This is a genomic window from Nocardia abscessus (assembly GCF_015477775.1).
In the GTDB taxonomy this organism is placed as follows: domain Bacteria; phylum Actinomycetota; class Actinomycetes; order Mycobacteriales; family Mycobacteriaceae; genus Nocardia; species Nocardia abscessus_A.
Genome location: NZ_JADLQO010000002.1, coordinates 208,737 through 229,380, shown reverse-complemented (window position 1 = coordinate 229,380; position 20,644 = coordinate 208,737). Strand labels below are relative to the sequence as shown.

General features: G+C 66.9%; 27 protein-coding genes. 15 read left to right on the top strand and 12 right to left on the bottom strand.

Features of this window, described 5'->3' with window-relative positions:
- The first annotated feature begins 68 nt into the window (after positions 1 to 68).
- The 3 genes from IU450_RS06600 (at position 69) to IU450_RS06590 (ending at position 1,133) form a co-directional block, all read left to right on the top strand.
- The gene (locus IU450_RS06600; protein WP_195148898.1) at positions 69 to 305 is read left to right on the top strand and encodes a hypothetical protein; all 237 of its coding nucleotides are present in this window, start codon (positions 69 to 71) and stop codon (positions 303 to 305) included.
- On the top strand, positions 305 to 622 hold the full coding sequence (locus IU450_RS06595; RefSeq protein ID WP_195148897.1) for a hypothetical protein: 318 nt from the start codon (positions 305 to 307) through the stop codon (positions 620 to 622). Before IU450_RS06600 ends, IU450_RS06595 begins: the two co-directional genes overlap by 1 nt.
- Before the next feature lie 106 nt (positions 623 to 728).
- Complete coding sequence (locus IU450_RS06590) at positions 729 to 1,133, top strand: GlcG/HbpS family heme-binding protein (RefSeq protein ID WP_195148896.1); 405 nt, start codon at positions 729 to 731, stop codon at positions 1,131 to 1,133.
- 83 nt (positions 1,134 to 1,216) lie between these two features.
- Here the strand turns inward: IU450_RS06590 and IU450_RS06585 are convergent, their stop codons facing one another.
- The 4 genes from IU450_RS06585 to IU450_RS06570 form a co-directional block, all read right to left on the bottom strand.
- Positions 1,217 to 1,597 carry a VOC family protein gene (locus IU450_RS06585; protein ID WP_195148895.1) on the bottom strand — a complete coding sequence of 127 codons (381 nt, stop codon included), beginning with the start codon at positions 1,595 to 1,597 and terminating at the stop codon, positions 1,217 to 1,219.
- Between the two features lie 90 nt (positions 1,598 to 1,687).
- Positions 1,688 to 2,386 carry a helix-turn-helix transcriptional regulator gene (locus IU450_RS06580; RefSeq protein WP_195148894.1) on the bottom strand — a complete coding sequence of 233 codons (699 nt, stop codon included), beginning with the start codon at positions 2,384 to 2,386 and terminating at the stop codon, positions 1,688 to 1,690.
- A gap of 143 nt (positions 2,387 to 2,529) precedes the next feature.
- Positions 2,530 to 2,757: a hypothetical protein gene (locus IU450_RS06575; RefSeq protein WP_195148893.1), complete on the bottom strand. Its 228-nt coding sequence runs from the start codon at positions 2,755 to 2,757 to the stop codon at positions 2,530 to 2,532.
- 193 nt (positions 2,758 to 2,950) lie between these two features.
- On the bottom strand, positions 2,951 to 3,316 hold the full coding sequence (locus IU450_RS06570; protein ID WP_324197569.1) for a MerR family transcriptional regulator: 366 nt from the start codon (positions 3,314 to 3,316) through the stop codon (positions 2,951 to 2,953).
- A 436-nt stretch (positions 3,317 to 3,752) separates the two neighbouring features.
- On the opposite strand from IU450_RS06570, the gene IU450_RS06565 reads away from it, so the two are divergent.
- The gene (locus IU450_RS06565) at positions 3,753 to 4,082 is read left to right on the top strand and encodes an ANTAR domain-containing protein (protein WP_195148891.1); all 330 of its coding nucleotides are present in this window, start codon (positions 3,753 to 3,755) and stop codon (positions 4,080 to 4,082) included.
- Between the two features lie 210 nt (positions 4,083 to 4,292).
- Here the strand turns inward: IU450_RS06565 and IU450_RS06560 are convergent, their stop codons facing one another.
- Positions 4,293 to 4,862 (bottom strand): TIGR03086 family metal-binding protein, encoded by a 570-nt coding sequence (locus IU450_RS06560; protein ID WP_195148890.1) that lies wholly within the window; start codon positions 4,860 to 4,862, stop codon positions 4,293 to 4,295.
- Between the two features lie 123 nt (positions 4,863 to 4,985).
- On the opposite strand from IU450_RS06560, the gene IU450_RS06555 reads away from it, so the two are divergent.
- Positions 4,986 to 5,543, top strand: a complete 558-nt coding sequence (locus tag IU450_RS06555) for a TetR/AcrR family transcriptional regulator (RefSeq protein WP_324197568.1) — start codon at positions 4,986 to 4,988, stop codon at positions 5,541 to 5,543.
- Positions 5,544 to 5,785: 242 nt separating this feature from the next.
- On the opposite strand, the gene IU450_RS06550 is transcribed toward IU450_RS06555, so the two are convergent.
- Positions 5,786 to 6,289 (bottom strand): helix-turn-helix domain-containing protein, encoded by a 504-nt coding sequence (locus tag IU450_RS06550; protein WP_195149642.1) that lies wholly within the window; start codon positions 6,287 to 6,289, stop codon positions 5,786 to 5,788.
- A 153-nt stretch (positions 6,290 to 6,442) separates the two neighbouring features.
- Between IU450_RS06550 and IU450_RS06545 the strand changes: the two genes are divergently transcribed.
- The 4 genes from IU450_RS06545 (at position 6,443) to IU450_RS06530 (ending at position 9,808) form a co-directional block, all read left to right on the top strand.
- Entirely contained in the window at positions 6,443 to 7,585 is a 1,143-nt protein-coding gene (locus tag IU450_RS06545) for a DUF1254 domain-containing protein (RefSeq protein ID WP_324197567.1), read from the top strand.
- The gene (locus tag IU450_RS06540) at positions 7,537 to 7,968 is read left to right on the top strand and encodes a DUF1214 domain-containing protein (protein ID WP_195148888.1); all 432 of its coding nucleotides are present in this window, start codon (positions 7,537 to 7,539) and stop codon (positions 7,966 to 7,968) included. Before IU450_RS06545 ends, IU450_RS06540 begins: the two co-directional genes overlap by 49 nt.
- 44 nt (positions 7,969 to 8,012) lie before the next feature.
- A complete protein-coding gene (locus IU450_RS06535; RefSeq protein WP_324197566.1) occupies positions 8,013 to 8,600 on the top strand; it encodes an NmrA family NAD(P)-binding protein in 588 nt (195 codons plus the stop codon).
- A gap of 296 nt (positions 8,601 to 8,896) precedes the next feature.
- Positions 8,897 to 9,808 carry an ATP-dependent DNA ligase gene (locus IU450_RS06530; protein WP_195148886.1) on the top strand — a complete coding sequence of 304 codons (912 nt, stop codon included), beginning with the start codon at positions 8,897 to 8,899 and terminating at the stop codon, positions 9,806 to 9,808.
- A 139-nt stretch (positions 9,809 to 9,947) separates the two neighbouring features.
- Here the strand turns inward: IU450_RS06530 and IU450_RS06525 are convergent, their stop codons facing one another.
- The 3 genes from IU450_RS06525 to IU450_RS06515 all read right to left on the bottom strand — a co-directional run bounded on the left by IU450_RS06525 (position 9,948) and on the right by IU450_RS06515 (position 12,944).
- Entirely contained in the window at positions 9,948 to 10,940 is a 993-nt protein-coding gene (locus IU450_RS06525) for an NADP-dependent oxidoreductase (RefSeq protein WP_195148885.1), read from the bottom strand.
- 157 nt (positions 10,941 to 11,097) lie between these two features.
- Complete coding sequence (locus tag IU450_RS06520; RefSeq protein ID WP_195148884.1) at positions 11,098 to 11,820, bottom strand: SDR family oxidoreductase; 723 nt, start codon at positions 11,818 to 11,820, stop codon at positions 11,098 to 11,100.
- A 275-nt stretch (positions 11,821 to 12,095) separates the two neighbouring features.
- Positions 12,096 to 12,944 carry an alpha/beta fold hydrolase gene (locus IU450_RS06515; protein ID WP_195148883.1) on the bottom strand — a complete coding sequence of 283 codons (849 nt, stop codon included), beginning with the start codon at positions 12,942 to 12,944 and terminating at the stop codon, positions 12,096 to 12,098.
- 94 nt (positions 12,945 to 13,038) lie between these two features.
- On the opposite strand from IU450_RS06515, the gene IU450_RS06510 reads away from it, so the two are divergent.
- The 5 genes from IU450_RS06510 (at position 13,039) to IU450_RS06490 (ending at position 17,828) form a co-directional block, all read left to right on the top strand.
- Positions 13,039 to 13,644, top strand: a complete 606-nt coding sequence (locus tag IU450_RS06510) for a TetR/AcrR family transcriptional regulator (RefSeq protein WP_195148882.1) — start codon at positions 13,039 to 13,041, stop codon at positions 13,642 to 13,644.
- 617 nt (positions 13,645 to 14,261) lie between these two features.
- On the top strand, positions 14,262 to 14,828 hold the full coding sequence (gene def / locus IU450_RS06505; RefSeq protein WP_195148881.1) for a peptide deformylase: 567 nt from the start codon (positions 14,262 to 14,264) through the stop codon (positions 14,826 to 14,828).
- A complete protein-coding gene (gene fmt, locus IU450_RS06500) occupies positions 14,828 to 15,751 on the top strand; it encodes a methionyl-tRNA formyltransferase (protein WP_195148880.1) in 924 nt (307 codons plus the stop codon). The genes def and fmt overlap by 1 nt, the downstream gene beginning before the upstream one ends.
- Positions 15,748 to 17,424, top strand: a complete 1,677-nt coding sequence (locus IU450_RS06495; RefSeq protein ID WP_228834164.1) for an RsmB/NOP family class I SAM-dependent RNA methyltransferase — start codon at positions 15,748 to 15,750, stop codon at positions 17,422 to 17,424. Before fmt ends, IU450_RS06495 begins: the two co-directional genes overlap by 4 nt.
- 53 nt (positions 17,425 to 17,477) lie before the next feature.
- Positions 17,478 to 17,828 (top strand): MmcQ/YjbR family DNA-binding protein, encoded by a 351-nt coding sequence (locus IU450_RS06490; RefSeq protein WP_195148879.1) that lies wholly within the window; start codon positions 17,478 to 17,480, stop codon positions 17,826 to 17,828.
- A gap of 6 nt (positions 17,829 to 17,834) precedes the next feature.
- Here IU450_RS06490 and IU450_RS06485 read toward each other — a convergent pair whose 3' ends face one another.
- Together IU450_RS06485 and IU450_RS06480 are read right to left on the bottom strand one after the other, a co-directional pair.
- Entirely contained in the window at positions 17,835 to 18,629 is a 795-nt protein-coding gene (locus IU450_RS06485; protein WP_267470518.1) for an RNA polymerase sigma factor SigF, read from the bottom strand.
- 89 nt (positions 18,630 to 18,718) lie between these two features.
- Positions 18,719 to 19,141: an ATP-binding protein gene (locus tag IU450_RS06480; protein WP_195148878.1), complete on the bottom strand. Its 423-nt coding sequence runs from the start codon at positions 19,139 to 19,141 to the stop codon at positions 18,719 to 18,721.
- Positions 19,142 to 19,237: 96 nt separating this feature from the next.
- Between IU450_RS06480 and rpe the strand changes: the two genes are divergently transcribed.
- Positions 19,238 to 19,894, top strand: coding sequence for a ribulose-phosphate 3-epimerase (rpe, locus tag IU450_RS06475; protein ID WP_195149552.1), 657 nt, complete (start codon positions 19,238 to 19,240; stop codon positions 19,892 to 19,894).
- 6 nt (positions 19,895 to 19,900) lie between these two features.
- Here the strand turns inward: rpe and IU450_RS06470 are convergent, their stop codons facing one another.
- The gene (locus IU450_RS06470) at positions 19,901 to 20,371 is read right to left on the bottom strand and encodes a hypothetical protein (protein ID WP_195148877.1); all 471 of its coding nucleotides are present in this window, start codon (positions 20,369 to 20,371) and stop codon (positions 19,901 to 19,903) included.
- Positions 20,372 to 20,644 lie beyond the last annotated feature (273 nt).

Genomic DNA, 20,644 nt, shown 5'->3' with positions numbered 1-20,644 from the left:
GTCGAACCGGCGCGGTGACCATCACACGGCCGGAGACATCTACCGCTGTCAGCGGTACGCTCGGCGGTATGGCTGGACGGAAGACATCGGTATCGTTCGATGACGAGACCCTGGAAATCCTGGTCCGCCGCGCGGAGGAGGAAGGCTTGGACCGCTCCGCCTACCTTGCCCAGCTGGTGCGCCGCGATGACCTGCGCCGCCGCATCGCCGCCGACAGCGCCACGCTGAACGCCGCCGGATACACCCCGGACCACGCGACCACGCTGACCGCGGGCCTCATCGCCCAGCGCCGCGCGGCCGGCTGATGGCCGCTCCCCGATTCGGCGAGGTCTGGCACGCCCCGTCGGGTTCGGTGCTGCCCGGCGGAATGCTGTGCCTGATCGTCAGCTCCGACGATTACAACCGGATCCGGCGGCAGTACATCATCGTCGAAGTGGTCTCCGACCCGCTGTCCGGCGACGCCATCATCTGCGAACTCGGCCCGGTCGGCGTCGCCCTCACCGGCGCACCGTTCACCGTCGGCCCGCAGTGGTTCGCCGGGGCCGACGAACCGGTCGCGATCGTCGACGAGGAGATCGCGCGACGAGCCACGAACCAGATCCGCGCCATTCTCGGTCCTTGAGGTCGGAATCTGCTTCGGCGCGCAGAACGCGAGCGACCGTCACGAGCAAGTTGAAGAGCCGTAGCGGAGGACGCTATCTCGAATGCCCTCAGGAGACAATGCTCCTATGGCGATATCGCTCGATCAGGCCGGCTCGGTGATTGCTGCGGCTCGTAAGGCGGCGACCGAACTCGGCGAGTCCGTCTGCCTTGCCGTCGTGGAAGCCGGCGGGAGTCTGGTGGCCAGTGCGCGTATGGACGGTGCGCCCCCGCAGGCGAACGATGTCGCGAAACACAAAGCAGACGCGGCCATTGCGCTGGGTTTCGACACCGTGCACATGACCTCCGCACCGCAAGGACAGTCGCTGTTCGGCGAACCACCACGATCGGGTGCGCACGCGCTGGTGCCCAATGGCGGTGGTGTGGTCATCCGGGTCCGTGGAACGGTTGTCGGTGCGCTGGGAGTATCCGGCGCGGTCTCCTCGATCACCGATCACAAAATCGGCGCAGCGGCCGTCGCTCAATTGAGTTGATCGTTCCCCGCGCCCGGAAACCAGACGAATCTCCTCCCGGCACATCGTCGGACGATGCGCCGGGAGACGAGTTCACCGTTCGATCACGCCGTCGGCGCGGGGCTGAACACGCCGAAATGATTGCCGGAGGTGTCCAGCAGATCGGCTGATACCAGACCATCCGCGCTGGTGACGGGCGCGGTCAGCACCTTGGCGCCCAAGGCCTCGGCTGCCGCCACGGTGGCCGCGACATCCTCGACGACCACCAGGAAGGTGGCGTGATTGGCCACGCTGTCCGGCGTGTGCGCGACACCGCCGCTCGGAGCCTCGCTGCCGGGGTAGTGGATCAGTTCGTACCCGTCGTCGCCGCTCGGGTACGGGCTGAAGGACCAGCCGAACAGCTCGCCGTAGAACTCCTTGATCTGCTCGGGCTTGTCGCTGCCGACCTGGAACCAGGTCACCGTGTTGTACGGGGGAGTGCTCATTGATCGTCTCCGGAATCTCGAGGTCGTGGTCTTGCCGAACCACGATCTCCCGCCCCGGCGACAACCCCCTGTCGGTGTTTTCGAATCGGCTCAGAGCGCGACGACTCGAAGCCCGGTATCCGGGATGTCCCAGGCCGACCCGTCGAACTGGCGATGCGGCGCGGACAGTTCGGTTGCCGCCGCCGACGTGATCCGATCCAGACGGAAACAGCGCGGGCTGTCGCGCATCCTGCACCGAGCCGCCAGGTACCAGCCGTTGGGCCCGTGCACCAGCGCGAACGGCTCGACCTCGCGTTCGGTGTGCGCGCCGAACCGGTCGAGGTAGCCGATCCGCAGCACCCTGCCGATTTCGATGGCTCGCTCGATCACCGCCGGGATCTCGCGGTCGGGCTGTGCGTCGCTGGACAGCAATCGGATCCGCGCGGCGAGGTCTCGGGCGGCGACCGCGTCGCGTTCCGGCAGCACCGCCACGATCTTGCGCAGCGCGCTGTGGCCCGCCCGCTCGAACGGGCCACCACGATGGCGGGCCAGCGCGACCGCCAGCGCGACGGTCTCCGCGGGTGTGAGATTCAGCGGCGGCAAGGACATGCTTTTGTCCAGCGCGTAACCGCCGCGCCTGCCGACATCGGCGTAGATCGGAATACCGGCCTGCTGCAGCGCGCAGATATCCCGTTCGATCGTCCGGACGCTCACCTCGTACCGCTCGGCCAACTCGCGCGCGCTGCGCAGTCGCGGCGAGATCGCCCGCAGCTCTTCGACTATCGCGTACAACCGATCGGTCCGGTTCACTCGGTCACAGTAGCGCCGCACACCGACACATCCCCGTCCGCCGATCGAGCGCCGTCGATCCCGTGCGGGGCCGACGCCGTTGGGCGGGCGTGTCGGCCTCGGTGAAGTCCCGCAGCCCGAGCCTTCGACAGCGCAAGCGTTCGCTATTCGTACGGCTCGACGGCCAGAACATGCTCCAGGTCTCTGACCTGGTCGGCTACTTCCGGTGCGGAGGAGATGACGACGCGATCGGCGCCGCACAGCTCGACGACCTCGGCGTCGACGGTCTGCAGCCAGTCGAAGAACGCCCCTCGAACACCCCTCTGGGTCGCACTTTCGCGGTGCAGCTGCGGGTCGAGACGGACGAGATAGGTGCGGTGTCGCGCCGACATGACGCTCTCCTTCGATCGTCCGGACCGTGGCCGGAGCGCAGCGGTCTGCTCGGATTCGGGTGCAATCGAGTGTGCGATGTTCGCCGTGCGAACGTGATACCCGGCGTGGGCGAGCGCACGCGAGGTGAAGGGGAAGATTTACGGCTGCGGCTCAGCGATCAGCTCGGAGGTGCTCGGTAACCGGTACCCGGGTTCATTCGGGGTAACTGGTGTCGGTGCGCTGGTCGAGGGTGTGTCGGAGTTCGGTGTTGAGGCGTTGAGCTTCGGCGAGTTGGTCTTCGAGAATGACGATGCGCGCGGCTGCCTCGAGGGTGCTGCCGTCGTCCACGAGTTGGCGGACCCGTGCGGCCAGGCGCAGTTGGTAGCGGGAGTAGCGGCGGTGCCCGCCATCGGAGCGCTGTGGTGTCAATAGCTCGGCGGCGTCGAGGCCGCGTAGGAAGGCGGGGGTGACGCCGAGGATTTCCGCGGCCCGGCCCATGCTGTAGGCGGGGTAGTCATCGTCATCGAGCCGGTCCCCTGCACTGGAGCCGCTGGTGGGGTTCGTTTTCGGTTGGTCCACAACACCTCTCGGGGTCAACGCCATCGGGCCCCGGCGCACTATGCGCCGGGGCCTCGGGACTTTCGAAGGGGTTTGATTTCAGTTCCATCCGCCGACCTGCAGAGCCGACGTCGAACACCGCGCCCGCACTTCTTCCCGGGCACGGAGGGGTTTCGGTAACTCTCTCAGCGACCACCTCCCGGATCGACGGACCTGTCTGCGGTATTTCGTCATCCCCTCCGGCGGCCCGGCCGACTGCACCAGGTTCTCTTCTCCGCCGGAGGGGATGGTGAATCCTGCTTCCGGGCAGTTCACCTGCCCGGCCAACCAGACTTCTCATCTCCAACGAGAGCGACTGTATACCGAGGCTCCCATAATGTCTACATCCCTCGGTGTAGTTTTTTTCCTTCGATTGAGGTTGTTTACTTCCGGGCTGACGCCGGGTATGCGTGGGGGTGTGGATACCGAGCCCAGGCCGTCGGACGATGTCGAACGGTTCGCGTTCGACGCCACCCGTGCGGTGATCGAGCAGGCCAAAGGCATCGTGATGTTGCTGTACGGAATCGGCGACGAGCGAGCGTTCGCGTTGCTGCGGTCGTGTTCGCAGAACACCGGCGTGCGCGTGCACGCCCTCGCCCAGCGGATCGTCACCGAACTCCCCGGCTCAGGCGGACAGCACACGGTAGGCCAGCTGCGCGCCGAACTGGACCGGATCATGCTCGGACCGCCGCCACCGCGCGACCCCGGCTCGGCCCCCACCCTGGGCCCCACTCGCGATGCTCGATGAAGGCGCCGAGTGCGCACGTCGATGGATTCGACCCTGATCGACGAGGCCACCGTGCGCTGCGTGATCACGGCGCGGAGATCGGCGCCGTCCTGCTGACGGGCACCGACTTCTGCGCGGGCGGCTGGCGATGCCGGTGTCGAAGTCGCAGGCTCAGGTGACGAAGCGCTGATCGCGGTCCGGGGCAAGGCATACTGGCGTGGTGCTCGGCTGTCAGCGGTATTCGCGTTGGCGCTCCCAGTGGGGATCGCGGCCGAGAAGGGCTGCGATGGCGTCCAGTACGGGCAGCGGTCGATCCGGCTCCACCGGGGGCCGGTAGACGCCATCCGGGCCGTTGAGCACGCTGCCCGGCGCGGTGATCGACCGAGCGATCGGCAATGCGAGGGCGGTGAGACGGTCCGGGACCGGGCAGGAGCGGGACAACGCACGGGACAGGTCCCAGCGGTGCACGAGCATGTCGACGAAATGGACCGAGAGCACGGTGTCGGTCGCCAGCGGGCCGCGCTGCGGCAGGTTCACGACATCGCCGGTCTGTTCCATCGCGACCACCCACCGTGCGGCTGTACGCGCGAAATCGTCGCGGGGATTGTCGGCGTGGTCGTCGATCGGCGCCGAGATAGACGCGATGACAGCCTCGTGGCGTTCGTTCATGTGACTTATAAGGTCCGCGACGGTCCAGCCCGCACACGGAGTCGGCGCGTCCATGTCTGCGTCGGCGACAGTGGCCACATCGTGTGCGATCAGCGCCAAGGCCGTCGCGTCGAGTCGTAGCAGATCACTCACCAGCACACTCTCTCATTAGCGTCCGATCGTTCGCTATAAGGATAGCGAACGATCGAACGCTATGATGGATTGATGTCCCCACGCAGCTCAGTCGCCGAGGCCGCCCGCACCCGGGATCGGATCGTGCAGGCCGCGGTCGAGGAGGCGTCGCGCATCGGTTTGGCAGGTCTCACGATCGGGTCGCTCGCCGACCGGCTCGCAATGAGTAAGGCAGGTGTCGTCGGCCCCTTCGGATCTCGCGAAAACCTGCAGAACGCCGCACTCGAACAGGCCGGCCAAGTCTTTCGGACAGCAGTTCTCGCCCCACTGGCAGCGATGTCTCCCGGCGCGGCTCGCCTGGTAAGACTGATCGATGCTTGGATCGATTACCTGGCCGAATGCCCTTTTCCCGGAGGGTGTTTCGTCACCGCTGCATCGACCGAACTCGATGGGCGGCACGGAATGTTGCGGGATCGTCTGCGGGAGGTCGTTGCCGACTGGCGCGCGTTCCTCACCGCCGAAATCGCTGCGGCACAAGACGAAACGTCCGCTCCGCATCGTCCCCCCGAGGAGATCGCCACCGTGCTCATCGGCATCTCCATGGCGGTCAACGAGGAAATCCAGCTGCTCGATGACGAATCCGCCGCCCGCCGCGGCCGCGCGGCCATGCGCAACGTGGCCGGGCTGCCTCCCCCACCATAGCTTCGACGTCCCCCGCGGGCCGGTCTACACCGAACTCCAGCCGCAACTCCGAGTATCTTCACGGCTCGAACGCTGCGGCCCGTCCCGCCGGAGCTGACTGTCTATCGCCCACTGAAAACCGGTTTCCACGGTGCCGGAGGCGGCGGAAGTGGTGAGGTGATCGCGCTGCGCCCACACCGGGGCGCCTGAACCGTGCCCTCGTCCTGACACGGGACTGAGATCGGTCCTCGCGCTGCGATTGGTCAGACCTTGTGCTCGTATTGCTGGGCGGCGGTGTCGATGGTCAAGCCGTGGCCGAAGTGTGGTCCGCCGCCGACGTTGTAGATTCCGGCGATTCGTGTGGGGTAGGAGCCGCCGGTGATGATGGCTTCGGACCAGGGGTCGAGGTAGGAGAGCAGTTCGTCGAGGTCGTCGCCGAGTTCGTCGAGTAGGGGGTGTTCGAGTTCGTCGGTGCGTACTTCGATTTCCTCGCGGAATGCGCGGCCCGCGTCGGTGAGTTTCTCGTCGGAGGTCATGAGTCCGCGTTGGGTGAGTCGTTGGAATCCTGCGTCCATGTCGGTGGTGGTCCAGCCGCGTGATGGTGTGTAGGAGCGGGCGGGCAGGCCCCACCATTGTTCGGTCAGCAGCAGTATTTCGACCGCGTCGACACCGGCGACCGCCCAGGAGATGACGTGGCTGTCACCGCGATGTTCGCGGACGAGGTCGGTGGCACGCCAGAAGGCGCCCATCGGGGCTCTGGATTTCACCGACGGTGTTCCCAGCGCTGAGACCGTCGACAAGGACTATGACAACCTGGATCTGATCCGGGGGGTCGAGGTGTTCCTCAACGCTTTCAGGGGGCATCGACCTGGGCGCTGCGCGAAGGTCTCCAGAGTATCGGCGCCAAGGACAACACGATCGTGATCTTTTCGGAGTTGATGGATTCCCGGTCACTGTTCCTGACCGCCAACGCTGACACTGTCTACTACCTCGGCATCATCGACCTCACCAGCGGGCCGATGGTGGTCGAGACCCCACCCAACGCGCTGGGCATCTTCGATGACATGTGGTTCCACTGGATCATCGACTTCGGTCTGCCCGGTCCCGACCGTGGACAGGGCGGCAAGTTCCTGCTCCTTCCCCCGGGATACGACGGACCGCTGCCCGACAGCGGTTTCCATGTCGGGCATTCGAATACCAACCAGGTACTTTTCATCGGCCGATCGTTCCTTCAGGACAACGATCCCAAGCCCACGGTCGAGGTGATCAAGCGCACCTTGAGGGTCTACCCGTACACGCCCGGAGGTTACGGCTCGAGCGTCGCGACCCTGCTGGAAGGCAAGGTTCCCGCAGGCACCGCGGTCGAGCCGCCCGAGACGCAGTTCCTCGAGGCCAGCGGCAAAGCGTTCAACACGATCCCCCCGTCGGATTTCGGTTTCTACGAGTTGCTCAACGCGATGATCCAGGAGCAGCCCGCGACGGCTACCGACGCCGAGACCACGGGAGTGCTGGCCGCGATCGGCATCGTGAAAGGCCAGCCGTTCGCACCTGATGAGCGAATGCGGAAAATCCTCGACGAAGCTGCCGCGGTGGGGCACGCGACCGCTCGTGCGTTGCTGTTCGATGCGCGCGAGTCCGAAGGTGTGCGGTTCTACCCGAACTCGGCGTGGACCAACATGCTCTTCCCCGGTGGATACACCTTCGAGACCCCGCCGCCGCTGGTCACCGAGGAAGGGATCAAGCCGTTCCCGTCCGGCGGGGCGAAGAAGTTGAACGTGCGGACCTTGTTCTTCTACTCGACGACGCCGCGGCCGTCGGCAACGCCGCGTCCCGGACGATCGGGATGGGCGCGTCCCCGACCGAGGGCTTCCGCTACTACGACGGTGACACCGCCTGGTGGAACATGCTGTTCGTCGGCGGGTTCGAGTTCACCAACCCACCGCCCGACATCACTCCGGAAGGCGTCGTGCCCTACCCGAACAAGGGCGCCCGCCGACTGCACTCCCGCACCGCGATGTTCTACACCGCCACCGCCATCACCCCTGCCATGTGCATGCGGCTGACCGGCGTCGGATCGCAATACCTGATCGCCAACCTCGACGCCGACGGCGAGCCCTTCAACGGTGCGAAGACCTACCGGGTGAGGCTCCCGAAGGACATCCCCGCCGCCCGCTTCTGGTCGCTGAACCTCAATCACAACCAGACCCGCTCCCTGCTGCAAACCGAACAGCTCTACCCTCGGGCCGGTAGCCAGGCATTCCCCTCACCCGCTGCCGAGGCCGAGGCCGACGGCTCCACCGTGGTGTACTGCTCGCCCGCACGGCCCGACGGCGTCGCCGCCGGAAACTGGATCCAGACCGACCCCGACAAGGGCTGGTTCGCCGTTCTGCGCAGCTACAGCCCTTCTTCGACAAGACCTGGCGGGCGGGCGAGTTCGAGGTGGTGAACTAGGTTCTGACTCCCAATTGGTGGGTTGGATCGCTCGGGGGTGTGGTCGTGGCGAGTTCGATCGGTGCTCGTTTCCAGGTGTTGACCGACAACATCACCGACCCGGTGATGAAGGCGTACTGGGACGAGAAGGAAGCCGCGGAAGAGGTGATCCGGCAGGCGGGTCTCGATCGCTGGACCATCCTCAAGCCCGCCTTCTTCATGGACAACTACTTCCTGCCGTCGAAGATTGCTTTTAAGTTCCCCGAGCTGTCGCAGGGCAAGCTGGTCACCTCGGCAAGCCCGGAGGCCGTGTTGGTGATGATCAGCGCGGACGATTTCGGAGCGGTCGCCGCCGTGGCCGATCCCGACAAGTTCCACGAAGCCGAGATCGAACTCGCCGGCGACGCCCTGACGCAATCCGAAATCGCCGACACCCTCTCCAAGGCCACCGGTCGCGAAATCACTGCCGTTTTCATCTCCTCGGAGGAGCAAATCGAGCGCGTCGGTGCACCATCGGCGTGGGGTGATACGTGGACCGACCGCGTCGGCTGCCCCGCACGCCCCCACCATGCCGCCCGCTACGGCCTGACCACGACATCCCTCGAGCAGTGGGCAGCGCGGCAGGACTGGCACAGCCCGACTGCCTGAACTCAGGCAGCCACTTCTCGGTCATCGAGTACGACGAGAGGGCTCGCTGGACGTGTCTCGGCCTGGCCTGTCCGACAGCGAACTGATCCGCGACGCTGATGGCGCCGTCAGCATCTGGTTCGGCGACGAACAGCGTCGCAGACAACTGAATGTCATCGGCACTATTAGTGCGGTCGCGATTAGCAACATAGGCGCGGGCTGGCCTACCCGGTTGCTGCGGCGCGCTGCGGTAGTGACCTCTGCGGTCGACGCCCAATCCTTCAGCGCGCTCAGTAGTTCAGAGAAGGGCGATCGAGATGAAGTGGGACGGGATGCGCGCCATTTGCCGTCTGGTCGGTGAGGGGGTGGAATTGTTCAGTCGCAACTGCAACAACGTCACTGTGTGCTATCCGGAGTTGACCGCAGGACTCGCGCAGCGCCCGCCCGGCATCGACATGATCCTCGACGGTGAGATCGTCGCCCTCGACCCGGCTACCGGCGCGCCGTCGTTCGCCCGGCTACAGCAGCGCATGCATCTGACCCGGCCTGCCCGCGAACTGGTGCGGGCGGTGCCGGTGCAGCTGTTCGTGTTCGACCTGCTCGAACTCGACGGCGCCAGCTCCCTGGCCCTGTCGTATGTCGAGCGGCGCGCCCGCCTGGGAGAACTCGACCTCACCGGTGCCGGGGTACGCGTCCCGCCGTACTGGACCGACATCCCGGTCGACACCATGCTCGACACCGCCGCCTCCCACCGGCTGGAAGGTGTGGTCAGCAAACGCGTCGACTCCGTGTACCGGCCCGGGACGCGCTCGCGGCTGTGGCTGAAGACGGCGATCCGCCAGACGACAGAGGTGGTGATCGCCGGCTGGGTTCCCAGCAGCGGCGGCGGCGAGCGTGGCGCGCTCGGGTCCTTGATCCTGGGTGCCTATGACGAGTCGGACCGTTTGGTCTACGTCGGGCACGTCGGCACCGGCTTCACAGTGGCAGCGCGCCGGGCACTGCTCGAGCGGTTGAAGGCATTGACCACAACCGACAGCCCGTTCGACCGATCGACACCATCCTGGCGGACGACGGTGGCGCGGTGGGTTAGACCACAGCTGGTGGGCACCGTCGAGCATCGAGAGTATGTCGGCGCCTTGCGACATCCGAGCTGGCGGGGATTGCGCGCCGAGATCGATCCCTCCGGGGTGCGGCTACCGACTCGAGACGTTCACTTCCCCCGGACCTGAAGCCTCCTGTGTGCACTGGATTAGTACCCGTCCAACGCTTTCTGGAGATCGAGGGCGGGCACGGCGCTCACCGCACGTGACCTACCGGCGACGATGCCTAACGTTGGGGGTGTTTGCAGTTCGGGGGTGGTGGCCTGGCTCATCGTGTGATGACGATCTTGCCGTCGGCGCGGCCCTGTTCGACGTACGCCATCGCCTCGAGTGCCTGGTCGAAGGGGAAGGTGCGGTCGAGCACCGGCCGCAGGACGCCGCTGTCATACAGCGAGGCCAGTTCGTTGAGTTGTGCACCGTTGGCCTTCATGAAGAAGAACGAGTAGCGCACTCCGTGTTTCTTCGCCTGCTTGCGGATCTTGCGGCTCAACAGTGCCATGACCGGGGCGAGGAGCGGTTGGCCGATTTGTCTGGCGAAGGAGGGGTCGGGTGGGCCGACTACGCTGATGGCGAGCCCGCCCCGCTTCAGTATGGTCAGGGACTTCTCCAGATTGGTGCCCCCGAGCGAGTCCAGCGCGACGTCGTATCCGGTGAGGATCTCGGAGAAGTCCTGTTCGGTGAAGTCGATGACTTGGTCGGCGCCCAAGCTGCGGACCTTGTCGATGTCGTTGGTGCGGGCCGTGGTGGCGACGTAGGCGCCCAGATGCTTGGCGACCTGGATGGCGGTCGAGCCGAGGCCGCCCGCACCGGCGTGGATGAGGACCTTCTGGCCCGGCTGAAGGTGGGCGAGGTCGACGAGTGCCTGCCAGGCGGCCAGCGCGACCAGCGGTACGGCAGCGGCCTCGTCGAACGACAAGGAGCGAGGCTTGAGTGCTACATCGTCCTCGTCTATCGCGATGAACTCGGCGAAGGTGCCGATCCGAAGGTCTCGCGGTCTGGAATACACCTCGTCGCCGACTGTGAAGGCGTGCACGTCTGCGCCGACTTCGGTCACGACACCGGAGACGTCGTGTCCGAGTATGAAGGGCCTTGTGTACTTCAGCAGTTGCTTGAACTCGCCGTTGCGGACCATCTTGTCGAGCGGGTTGATGCCGGCGGCGCGGACTTGGACCAGAACGTCACGACGGCCCACGCTGGGCTCGGGTACATCTGCGGCCCGTAGTCCGTTCTCGCCGTAGGACTCGACAATGAACGCCTTCATGTCACCTGCCTTCTCGACCTCTCGGGTGATGGATGCGAAGCGTGGTGGCCTTGGAGCGTTAGCCCGGCCACTTGCCCATGGCGTTGCGCGGAATATGTTCGGTAGCAGTGGGAAGATGCGGCGGGATCTCTAACCGGGTTATTGCGTGTGGTGAACGTTACCGCGACGTCCGTGAGCTGCTCATGAGCCGCGCGAGCCGGTCCTCCACGGGTTCGCTCAACCATGCGCGTGCCCGACGGCTCAGCTCGTCGGTCAATACCTCCGTGTCGCCGGCCTCGATGCCGTCGAGCACTTGGCGAACCACATCCGCGGGATCGGACTTCGGCGAATCCGAGAACTTGGCCATGTCGGTATCGACGAGCCCCATATAGACACCCATCACCTGGACCCCTCGTGGGGCGAGTTCGGTGCGCATGGAATCTGTTGCGCTCCATATCGCCGCTTTCGATACGCCGTAGCTCGCGCCGACGGGAAGCCATGCGAGAACCGACGAGACGTTGACGATGGCGCCGGAGCGCTCGGCGATCCCATCGGCGAACGCGGAAGCCAGCGCGAGCGGACCGAACAGGTTCGTTTCGAGTTCCGCGCGAAGCAGGTCCGTGGACCTGTCGAGCACCGAGGCCCCGCGGGCGATGCCGGCGTTGTTGATCAGAACACTGACATCGGTTGCGGTCTCGGCCGCTTCGGCGACCGACATTGCATTCGTGACATCCAGCCGCAGCGGAACGATGCGTGGGTCCGCCACGGGGATTGTCTGTGGGTCGCGGGCGGCGGCATAGACCCTTGCAACACCACGGTCGAGTAGTTGCTCGACGTACTGGCGGCCCATGCCGCGGTTGGCTCCGGTAACCAGCACCGTCTGGTCGACGAGGGAAGTCATTGTCATACTCCTAGATGCATGTAAACCGTTCGGTGTACTTCTGTGAAGTTACACCGATCGGTGTACTATTCGCAATGGGCTTCGGACGCGATCGCTCCGACTGAACCAGGGCGGGCCGGACGCTGAACAAGCCGCGATGTGCGGCGTTGCCGAACTCCGCTCGCTGGAGTGTCTTTTTCTCTGTTTCTCTGTCCTGCCGCTATCGGGAGGGCTTCGAGTTCGTCGATTCACGCTGATCGAGCGGCAGCAGCGCCTCGCGGGACCGGTGGTGCTTCTCATGAAGCCAGGAAGTCGAGGGCTTCTCCGACGAACTTGTCGTGGTGTTGGAATATGCCGCCGTGTCCGGCGTCGGGGTAGATCCGCAGCGTGGCATTCGGAAGACGTTGTGCCAGAGCGAATGAGTTGCTGGTGGGCACCATTCGGTCGTCGTCGCCATTGGCCACCAGGACGGGATGGGGGATGCGACTGAGGTCGGAGGGCTGCTGAAGGCCCCACGCGTGGATCGCCGCGAGCTGAATGCGGAAAGTTCGCAGCGCGATCGCCTTGTCGCGGTCGACTGCGCGTTCCTTCAAACGTTTCACGAACGCACGGGCCTGCGACTTGCCGTTCGCGGTTCTGGTGAAGAACAGGTACTCCTTCGGATCCTTGAAGGTGGCTACCGCTTTGAATGTGTCGCGGTAGGTCACCGAGGTCACATCGGCGATGCCTTCACCTCCCGCCGGACCCGTCCCCGCGAGAATCAGCTTTCGAACCAGCGCCGGCTCGTTGTGCGCGATCTGCTGCGCGATGAACCCGCCGAGGGAGAATCCCAGAAGGTCGACATGGTCGAAGCCCAATGCGCGGATGAACGCGACGGCATCCGTTGCCATCGCTTCCACCGAGTCCGGTGTCGTGCCTTCGGACGCGCCTACGCCGCGGTTGTCGAAGGTGATCACGCGGTGCTTCGCCGCGATGCCGTCGACCACTCGGGGATCCCAGTTGTCCAGGTTCGCGGCCAGATGGTTCAAGAAGACCACTGGTACGCCGGTATCGGGACCAAGCTCGCGATAGGCGAACCGCGTCGTGCCGATCAACACGGATTTCGTCGGCGCGTCTGTGTACAAGGTTCCGCTGGCTCGAGTCATGAGCTTCCTCCTGATGTAAACCGATTGGTGTACTTTCTGGGTGAGACGCTACTCGGCCTCCGCTTACTTGTAAACAGATCGGTATACTTAACTCATGGCTTCGCTCACCAGTACCCAGGCGCCGTCCCGTCGGGGAGGGCGCGGCGCGCGTCAGCGCATCCTGCACGCAGCTGCGGAGCTGTTCTACAACGAAGGCATCAACGCTACCGGCGTCGAATTGATCTCGGCAAAAGCGTCTGTCTCGAAAAGGACTCTCTACCAACACTTCCCGAGTAAGACCGCGCTGGTGGAGGAATATCTGCGGATGCTCCGGCAACGCGCAGGCGACCCCACCGACGCGCCACCGCCGGACTCCGATCCGAGCCCGCGTGCGCTGCTGCTCGCATTGTTCGACAGCCCACGCCGCGCGGACACACCCATGCGCGGCTGCCCATTTCACAACGCGGCGGTCGAGGCAGCCGACAGCATGCCCGGCGTTCGAGACATCGTCCACGCCCACAAGCGGAACTACATCGACGGACTCACCGAGCTCGCCCGACGAGCCGGCGCCGCGGACCCGCAGCTGCTGGGCAACCAGCTCGCCCTCCTCTACGAGGGGGCGGCAGCCCTTTCCACCTCCCTCGACGATCCGGCACCCTGGGCCCACGCCCGAGCGACCGCCGAAGTACTCATCAATCAAGCAACGCGCGACGCCGACTGACCGGCACGACACCGACATCGAGCCCAGAGATCCGACTCGGCCGTGTGCCGACCGGCGGAGTTGGACAGCTGGCCGGGCAGGCGGCACTGAACCGAATACACCATCTGCTGCGTGCCTACGCGTCCACGCCGACCGACCCACCCCGACGGGATCGCCTGCTGGACTACTACCGGGCCACCGCCGCAACAGCGGACAGGTCCGTGGCGTGGTACACCCAGACCGATGCGCACCCCCGTCGCGCACAGTGGACCGGTGCGGGATCGAGATGCGCATGGACGTCTGGTCGGTGGGTGGTGACGGCGTCACCACTTCACTGGTGACGCCGTCACCACGGCGGAGCCCGAAACTGTTCTGACCTGCGGTGTTGACGCCGTCACCACAATCCCGTTACGTTCGGTCGTGAAATGCATCGACGTGTTGTGAACCTGCAGGTGGGAAGCAGGTCAGGTGTCACCGACGGGTCGCTGACCAGGCCTTTTCCGGGCGGCCGGGCGGAGGGATCGACACCCCGCCCGGACCGCATAGGAGTTCTACCAGCTTCGGGCTGGTGAATCGGGGATTTGCGGTCGTCTCACTAGAATGGGGCGACCGTATTCGTCCGCTTCCGGGAGCCAGCCGTGACCATCCAGCCTGTTCGCCTGTTCGGCGATCCCATCCTGCGTGCCCGCGCCGCGGAGGTCACCGCGTTCGACCGCGATGTGCGGCAGCTGGTGACCGACCTGACCGAGACCATGCACGACGACGGCGGGGTCGGGATGGCCGCGCCGCAGATCGGGGTCGGGCTGCGCGTGTTCGTCTACGACACCGGCGATGCCGCCGGGCATCTGGTGAACCCGCAGTGGGAGGTCGTCGGCGACGAAGAGCAAGTCGGCCCGGAAGGATGCCTGTCCATTCCCGGGGTGCGCTACGACACGCGCCGGGCGTTGCGGGTGCGCGCCTCCGGTGTGGACGTCGACGGCGCGCCGGTCTCGTTCGAGGCGGAGGGCCTGCTGGCGCGCTGCGTGCAGCACGAGACCGATCACCTCGACGGTGTGCTGTTCATCGACCGTCTCGACCCGGCCCAGCGCAAGGAGGCGATGCGGGTGATCCGCGAATCCGATTGGTTCACCGCGGGAACGACGGTGCGCCCGGCCCGCTCGATGAGCGGCGCGGGGCGGCCCAACCCGTTCGGGGTCGTCCGCTGATGCGCGTTGTCTTCGCGGGGACGCCGGAGCCTGCGGTTGCGTCGCTGCGGCGTTTGCTGGAATCGGCGCGTCACGACGTGATCGCCGTCGTGACGCGGCCCGACGCGGTGGCGGGGCGTGGCCGGAAGGTGACCAGGTCGCCCGTCGGTCAGCTGGCCGACGAGCACGGCATCCCGGTGCTCACCCCGCGGCGGCCGTCGGAGCCGGAATTCATCGCGCAACTCACCGACTTGGCGCCGGACTGCTGCCCGGTGGTCGCCTACGGCGCGCTGCTGCCCCAGCCGGTGCTCGACATCCCGCGTTTCGGCTGGATCAACCTGCATTTCTCACTGCTGCCCGCGTGGCGGGGCGCGGCGCCGGTGCAGGCGGCGATCGATGCGGGTGACGAGATCACCGGCGCCTCGACCTTCCAGATCGAGGCCGGGCTGGACACGGGTCCGGTCTTCGGCATGGTGACCGAGAAGATCGCCGTCACCGACACCGCGGGCACCCTGCTGCAGCGGTTGGCCGACAGCGGCTCCCGTCTGCTGGAAGCGACGCTCGACGGAGTGGAGGACGGGACGTTGCAGGCGGTCGCCCAGCCCACCGACGGCGTTTCGTACGCGCCGAAGGTCGGTGTCGAGGCCGGGCACGTGCGCTGGGATCAACCGGCGCTGGCCATCAGCAGGCGGATTCGCGCGGTCACCCCGGCTCCGGGGGCGTGGACGGAGGTCGGCGGCACCCGGCTGAAACTGGGACCGGTCGAGCTGGTCGAGGAGGAGTTGCCGGAGCGCGTGATCGAGGTCCGCAAGTCCGGAGTCTTCGTCGGCACCGCCACCACCGCCGTCCGGCTCGACCAGGTGCAGCCGCAAGGCAAGCGCATGATGGCCGCGCTCGACTGGGCGCGCGGCGCCCGCCTGCAGCCCGGCACGGTGGTCGAATGACGCCGCGGGGCAATCGGGCCGGCGGCGACGACGCACGCGACCGGCGGCGCGACGACCGCGCGTCCGCGCCGAATCGTTCCGGCGAGTCCGGCCGGGCTCCCGCGCAGGGCGGCCCTCGGCGGGACCGCAACGGTGCGGGCCGGTCACGGGCGGCCGATCAGCGCACCGGCAGCGGGCGAGCCGAGGCGGGCGGCCGCGACCGCGACGAACGGCGCGGCGCCACGGGACAACGCGCGGCGACGGGCCGAGCGGACCGTTCCTCCGCCGGGCGTCCGGCTTCCGGGTCCAAAGCCGGTGCGCGTCAGGAGGCCAAGGCCGCCGGGCGTCCGCATCGTCAAGCGCCCGCCGATCCGCCGCGGTCGGTCGCCAGGGATGTGCTGCGCGCGGTCCGGGAGCGCGACGCCTACGCCAACCTCGTGCTGCCCGTGCTGCTGCGCGAACGGGGATTGTCGGGGCGAGACGCCGCACTGGCCACCGAACTCGCCTACGGCGCGTGCCGCTCGCTCGGCCTGCTCGACGCGGTGATCGCCGAAGGCGCGGGCCGGTCGATCGAGGAGATCGACGGCCCCCTGCTGGATGTGCTCCGGCTCGGCGTCTATCAGTTGCTGCGCACCAGGATCGGCGCGCACGCCGCCGTGGACACCTCGGTGGCGCTCGCGCGCGCCGAATTCGGCACGGGCAAGGCAGGTTTCGTCAACGCCGTGCTCCGGCGGGCGGCGGAGCGGACGACGGAAGAGTGGGTCGAGGCGCTCGCGCCCGCCGACCCGGTCGGCCGGTTGGCGTTCGAGTACGCGCATCCGGCATGGATCGCGCAGGCGTTCGCCGACGCGCTGGGGGCGCGGGCCGGGGAGCTGGGCGAGGTGCTCGCCGCCGACGACGCGCGCCCGCTGGTGCACCTGGTGGCCCGCCCCGGCGACATCACCGCGGAGGAACTCGCGCTGGTGACCGGTGGTGAGGAAGGGCGCTGGTCGCCGTACGCGGTCTACCTGGACGGCGGGGACCCGGGCAAGCTCGAGCCGGTGCGCGCGGGCATGGCAGCCGTACAGGACGAGGGCAGCCAGTTGGTGGCCCTGGCGCTGACCAGGGCCGAACTGGAGGGTCCGGACACCGGGCGCTGGCTCGATCTGTGCGCGGGACCGGGTGGCAAGGCCGCGCTGCTGGGGGCGATCGCCTCGATCGACGGCTTCCGGGTGGACGCGGTCGAGCCCGCCGCGCACCGCGCCGAACTGGTGCGCAAGGCGGTGCACGACCTGCCGGTCGACGTCCACGTCACCGACGGTCGGGCCAGCGGATTGACTCCCGGTTACGACCGCATCCTGGTGGACGCCCCGTGTACCGGACTCGGTGCGCTGCGCCGCAGGCCCGAGGCGCGCTGGCGGCGCACCCCGGCCGACGTCCGTGAACTGGTCGTCTTGCAGCGCGAACTGCTCGCGGCGGCATGGGATCTGCTGCGCCCGGGTGGGGTGGTGGTGTACTCGACCTGCTCGCCACATCTAGCGGAGACCGTGTCGATCGTCGCCGACGCCGTGCGTCGCCTGGGTGCCGAGCAACTCGACACCCGAGAGCTGCTACCCGGCGTCACCGATGTCGGCGACGGACCGGGGGCGCAGCTGTGGCCGCACCGGCACGGCACCGACGCTATGTTCCTGGCCGCGCTGCGCAAGCCGCGCTGAGCGGCATTCCATTCGTCCAAGCCGTGCGGCGCGTGGTGCCGCACACTCGGCACATGACGATGACCTGGCAGGACGTGGTGGCGATGGCGACCGAACTTCCGGAGGTGGCGGAATCGACCTGGTGGCGCAGCCCGGCGCTGAAGGTCGGCGGGAAGGGATTCGCCCGGCTGCGCAGCGAGGCCGAAGGCGGTCTCGTCCTGGCCTGCGACCTCGCCGAGAAGGAGGCGTTGCTCGCCTCCGGCGATCCGGCCTTCTACACCACGCCGCATTACGACGGCTACGCCTACATCCTGATCGACCTGGATCGCGTCGCGCCCGACCACCTGCGGGAACTGCTCGACGACGCGTGGTGGATCACCGCCCCGGCGAAGGTGCGCAAGCTGCGGGAGCGCGAGGCCCGCTGAGTCCGCTCATTCCCGGCTGGACTGTTCCCGCAGCCGGGCAAGGGTTTTCGCGAGGATGCGCGAGACGTGCATCTGCGAGATGCCCATCTGCTGCGCGATCTGGGTCTGGGTCATCGATTCGAAGAACCGCATGGTGAGGATGCGCCGTTCCCGCTCGGGCAACCCGGCCAGCAGCGGCCGTATCGCGACGTACTCCTCGACGCGGTCGAACTGGGACTCCTCCTCGCCGAGGGTGTCCAGCAGCGAGGCGTCGGTGTCCCGGCCGAGCGTGGCCGCGTCGATCGAGCTCGGCTGGTAGGCGTTGCCCGCGATCACCGCCTGGGTCACCTCGTCCGGATCGACGTCGAGCTCCGCTGCGATCTCCTTCGCCGTGGGCGAGCGACCGAGGGTCTGCGACAGGCTGTCGATCGCGGCGCCGATGCGTAGGTGGGTCTCCTTGACCCGGCGCGGCACCCGCATCGCCCACGTGTTGTCGCGGAAGTACCTGCGGACCTCGCCCATGATGGTCGGCACCGCGAACGACAGGAAGTTCGAGCCGCGTTCTACGTCGAAACGATCCACCGCGTGCACCAGGCCGACCCGCGCCACCTGGGTCAGGTCGTCGAACGGTTCACCGCGCCCGCTGAACTTGCGGGCGATGTGGTCGGCTAGCGGAATGCAGCGGCTGATCAGTTCCGCGCGCAAGGCGGTGTGCCGCGCCGTCCCGGCTTCGCTGCTCGCCAGTTGCTCGAACAGCAAGCCGACGTCGTCGTAGCCGGGGACCGCACTGGCCGCCTCCAGGGTTTCGGTCTCTTCTTCCAGGGTTTCGCTGTCTTCGACGGCGTCCTCCGCGGTCAGGGTGTCGGAGTCGTCGTCGCGCTGTGCGTCGAACACGGTTTCTTCGTCCGCCACTACGCCTTCCCCCGGACCCGACGAAACTCGACCGTCGTCGGATATCCGGAGACCGTCGCATCGAACGAATCCTGTGTCGCCTCGACCGTGTCGGTGAGGGTGCGCAGCACGTGCCAGCCGAAGCTGCGCTGGTCGGGCAGTCCCGGCTTCTCCGCGATGCCCTCCACCCGGACGCGCAGTTCGGTGTCACCGACGGTGAACCGGCAGTTCAGGCTCGTTTCCGGGGCCGCGACCGCGATCAGCGTCGAGCAGACCTCATCGACGGCCAGCCGGATGTCGGCCACCTCGTCCAGCGTGAATTCGCTGAGTAGGACGAGGGTTTCGGCGAGCCCACGCACGATGGGCAGTTGTGTCACCGACGCCGCCACCCGAATCTCCACCGGGGTGCTGTAGAGCCCCTGTTCCGCCGAAATATTGATCACCCTATGCAGGCTACCCACTCCCGCCCTGGACAATCCTGGGTACCGTTAGACTCCGGCGTTGTGTCCAACCCGACTTACCCGCGTCCGGCCGCTCCGATGATCGCCCCGTCCATCCTTTCCGCCGACTTCGCGCATCTCGCGGAGGAAGCGGGCGCCGTAGCAGGCGCGGACTGGCTGCACGTGGACGTGATGGATGCGCACTTCGTGCCGAATCTCACAATCGGGCTTCCCGTGGTCGAAAGTTTGCTGAAGGCGACCGAGATCCCGCTGGACTGCCACCTGATGATCGAGGACCCGGGCCGCTGGGCGCCGCCGTACGCCGAGGCGGGCGCGCACAACGTGACTTTCCACGCCGAGGCGACGGACGATCCGATCGCGGTCGCGCGCGATATCCGCGCCGCGGGCAGTAAGGCGGGGCTCTCGGTGAAGCCGGGCACGCCGATCGAGCCGTACCTGGAGATCCTGCGTGAATTCGACACGCTGCTGGTGATGAGCGTGGAACCGGGTTTCGGCGGGCAGTCGTTCATCCCCGAGGTGCTGGAGAAGGCGCGCATCGTGCGCAACCTGGTCGATGCCGGTGAGCTGCGGCTGCTGGTCGAGATCGACGGCGGCATCAACGCCGACACCATCGAGGCGGCCGCTGAGGCAGGCGTGGACTGCTTCGTCGCCGGGTCCGCGGTTTACAGCACGGCCGACCCCGGGGCCACCGTGGAGAAGTTGCGCAGGCAGGCGGCCTCGGCGTGGGCGCGCTGAAAAGTCCTACCCGATCCGGGTTTTGCGTGTCGCGACCGTGCGGATCGTCGCGATCACGGCGCTGAGCGGCGGGCGGCGTGCGCCGGTCTCCGGCTGCCGGATCCAGACGCGGTAGCCGGTGCGCTCGTCGTCCGGTGAGGGCAGCACCACTTGACTGCCCGCGCAGGCCACCGCCGCGTAGAGCCGGAACAATTCGGCCGAGACCGCCGGACTGAACGCATCGGGCCCGGCGGGGCCGGTGAGGAAGGTCCAGTGCCTGGCTCGCGGGTGGTCGACGACCGGTCCGGCGATTCCGTCCTGGACGAGTCGTCGCAGCACTTGCTCGCCGAGTTCGGCGGGCATGGTGACCGCGCCGTAGTCGACGCCGATGTGCAGGAGAATACGGTGCGAACCGGGATCCATCGATGCGGGTAGCTGGAATTCGCGGCGATACCGCAGGCAGCGAACTTCCGGCGTCGAATCGAGAAAAGTGGTCACACCGCGCCTCCCACTGTGTCCGACCAGATTTGTCCCACTGTCGTCTCCGGCTTTCTCGAGTAGTGAAGTCGTGCGGCTGGCCGCGCGAGCGTACGCCGTGGCCCAGGTAGAGCGGCGCATCGAACTACTTGTGCGAAAAGTTGAACACGAGAAGTCAGCCGCATAACGATATCGCTTTCGCGCATCGCAGGCGCGCGGAAACTGCGTTATAACCGTGTTTCTTTCGGGTATCGACAATGAATCAGGCACGCTCGGGAGCATTTAATTCGCACG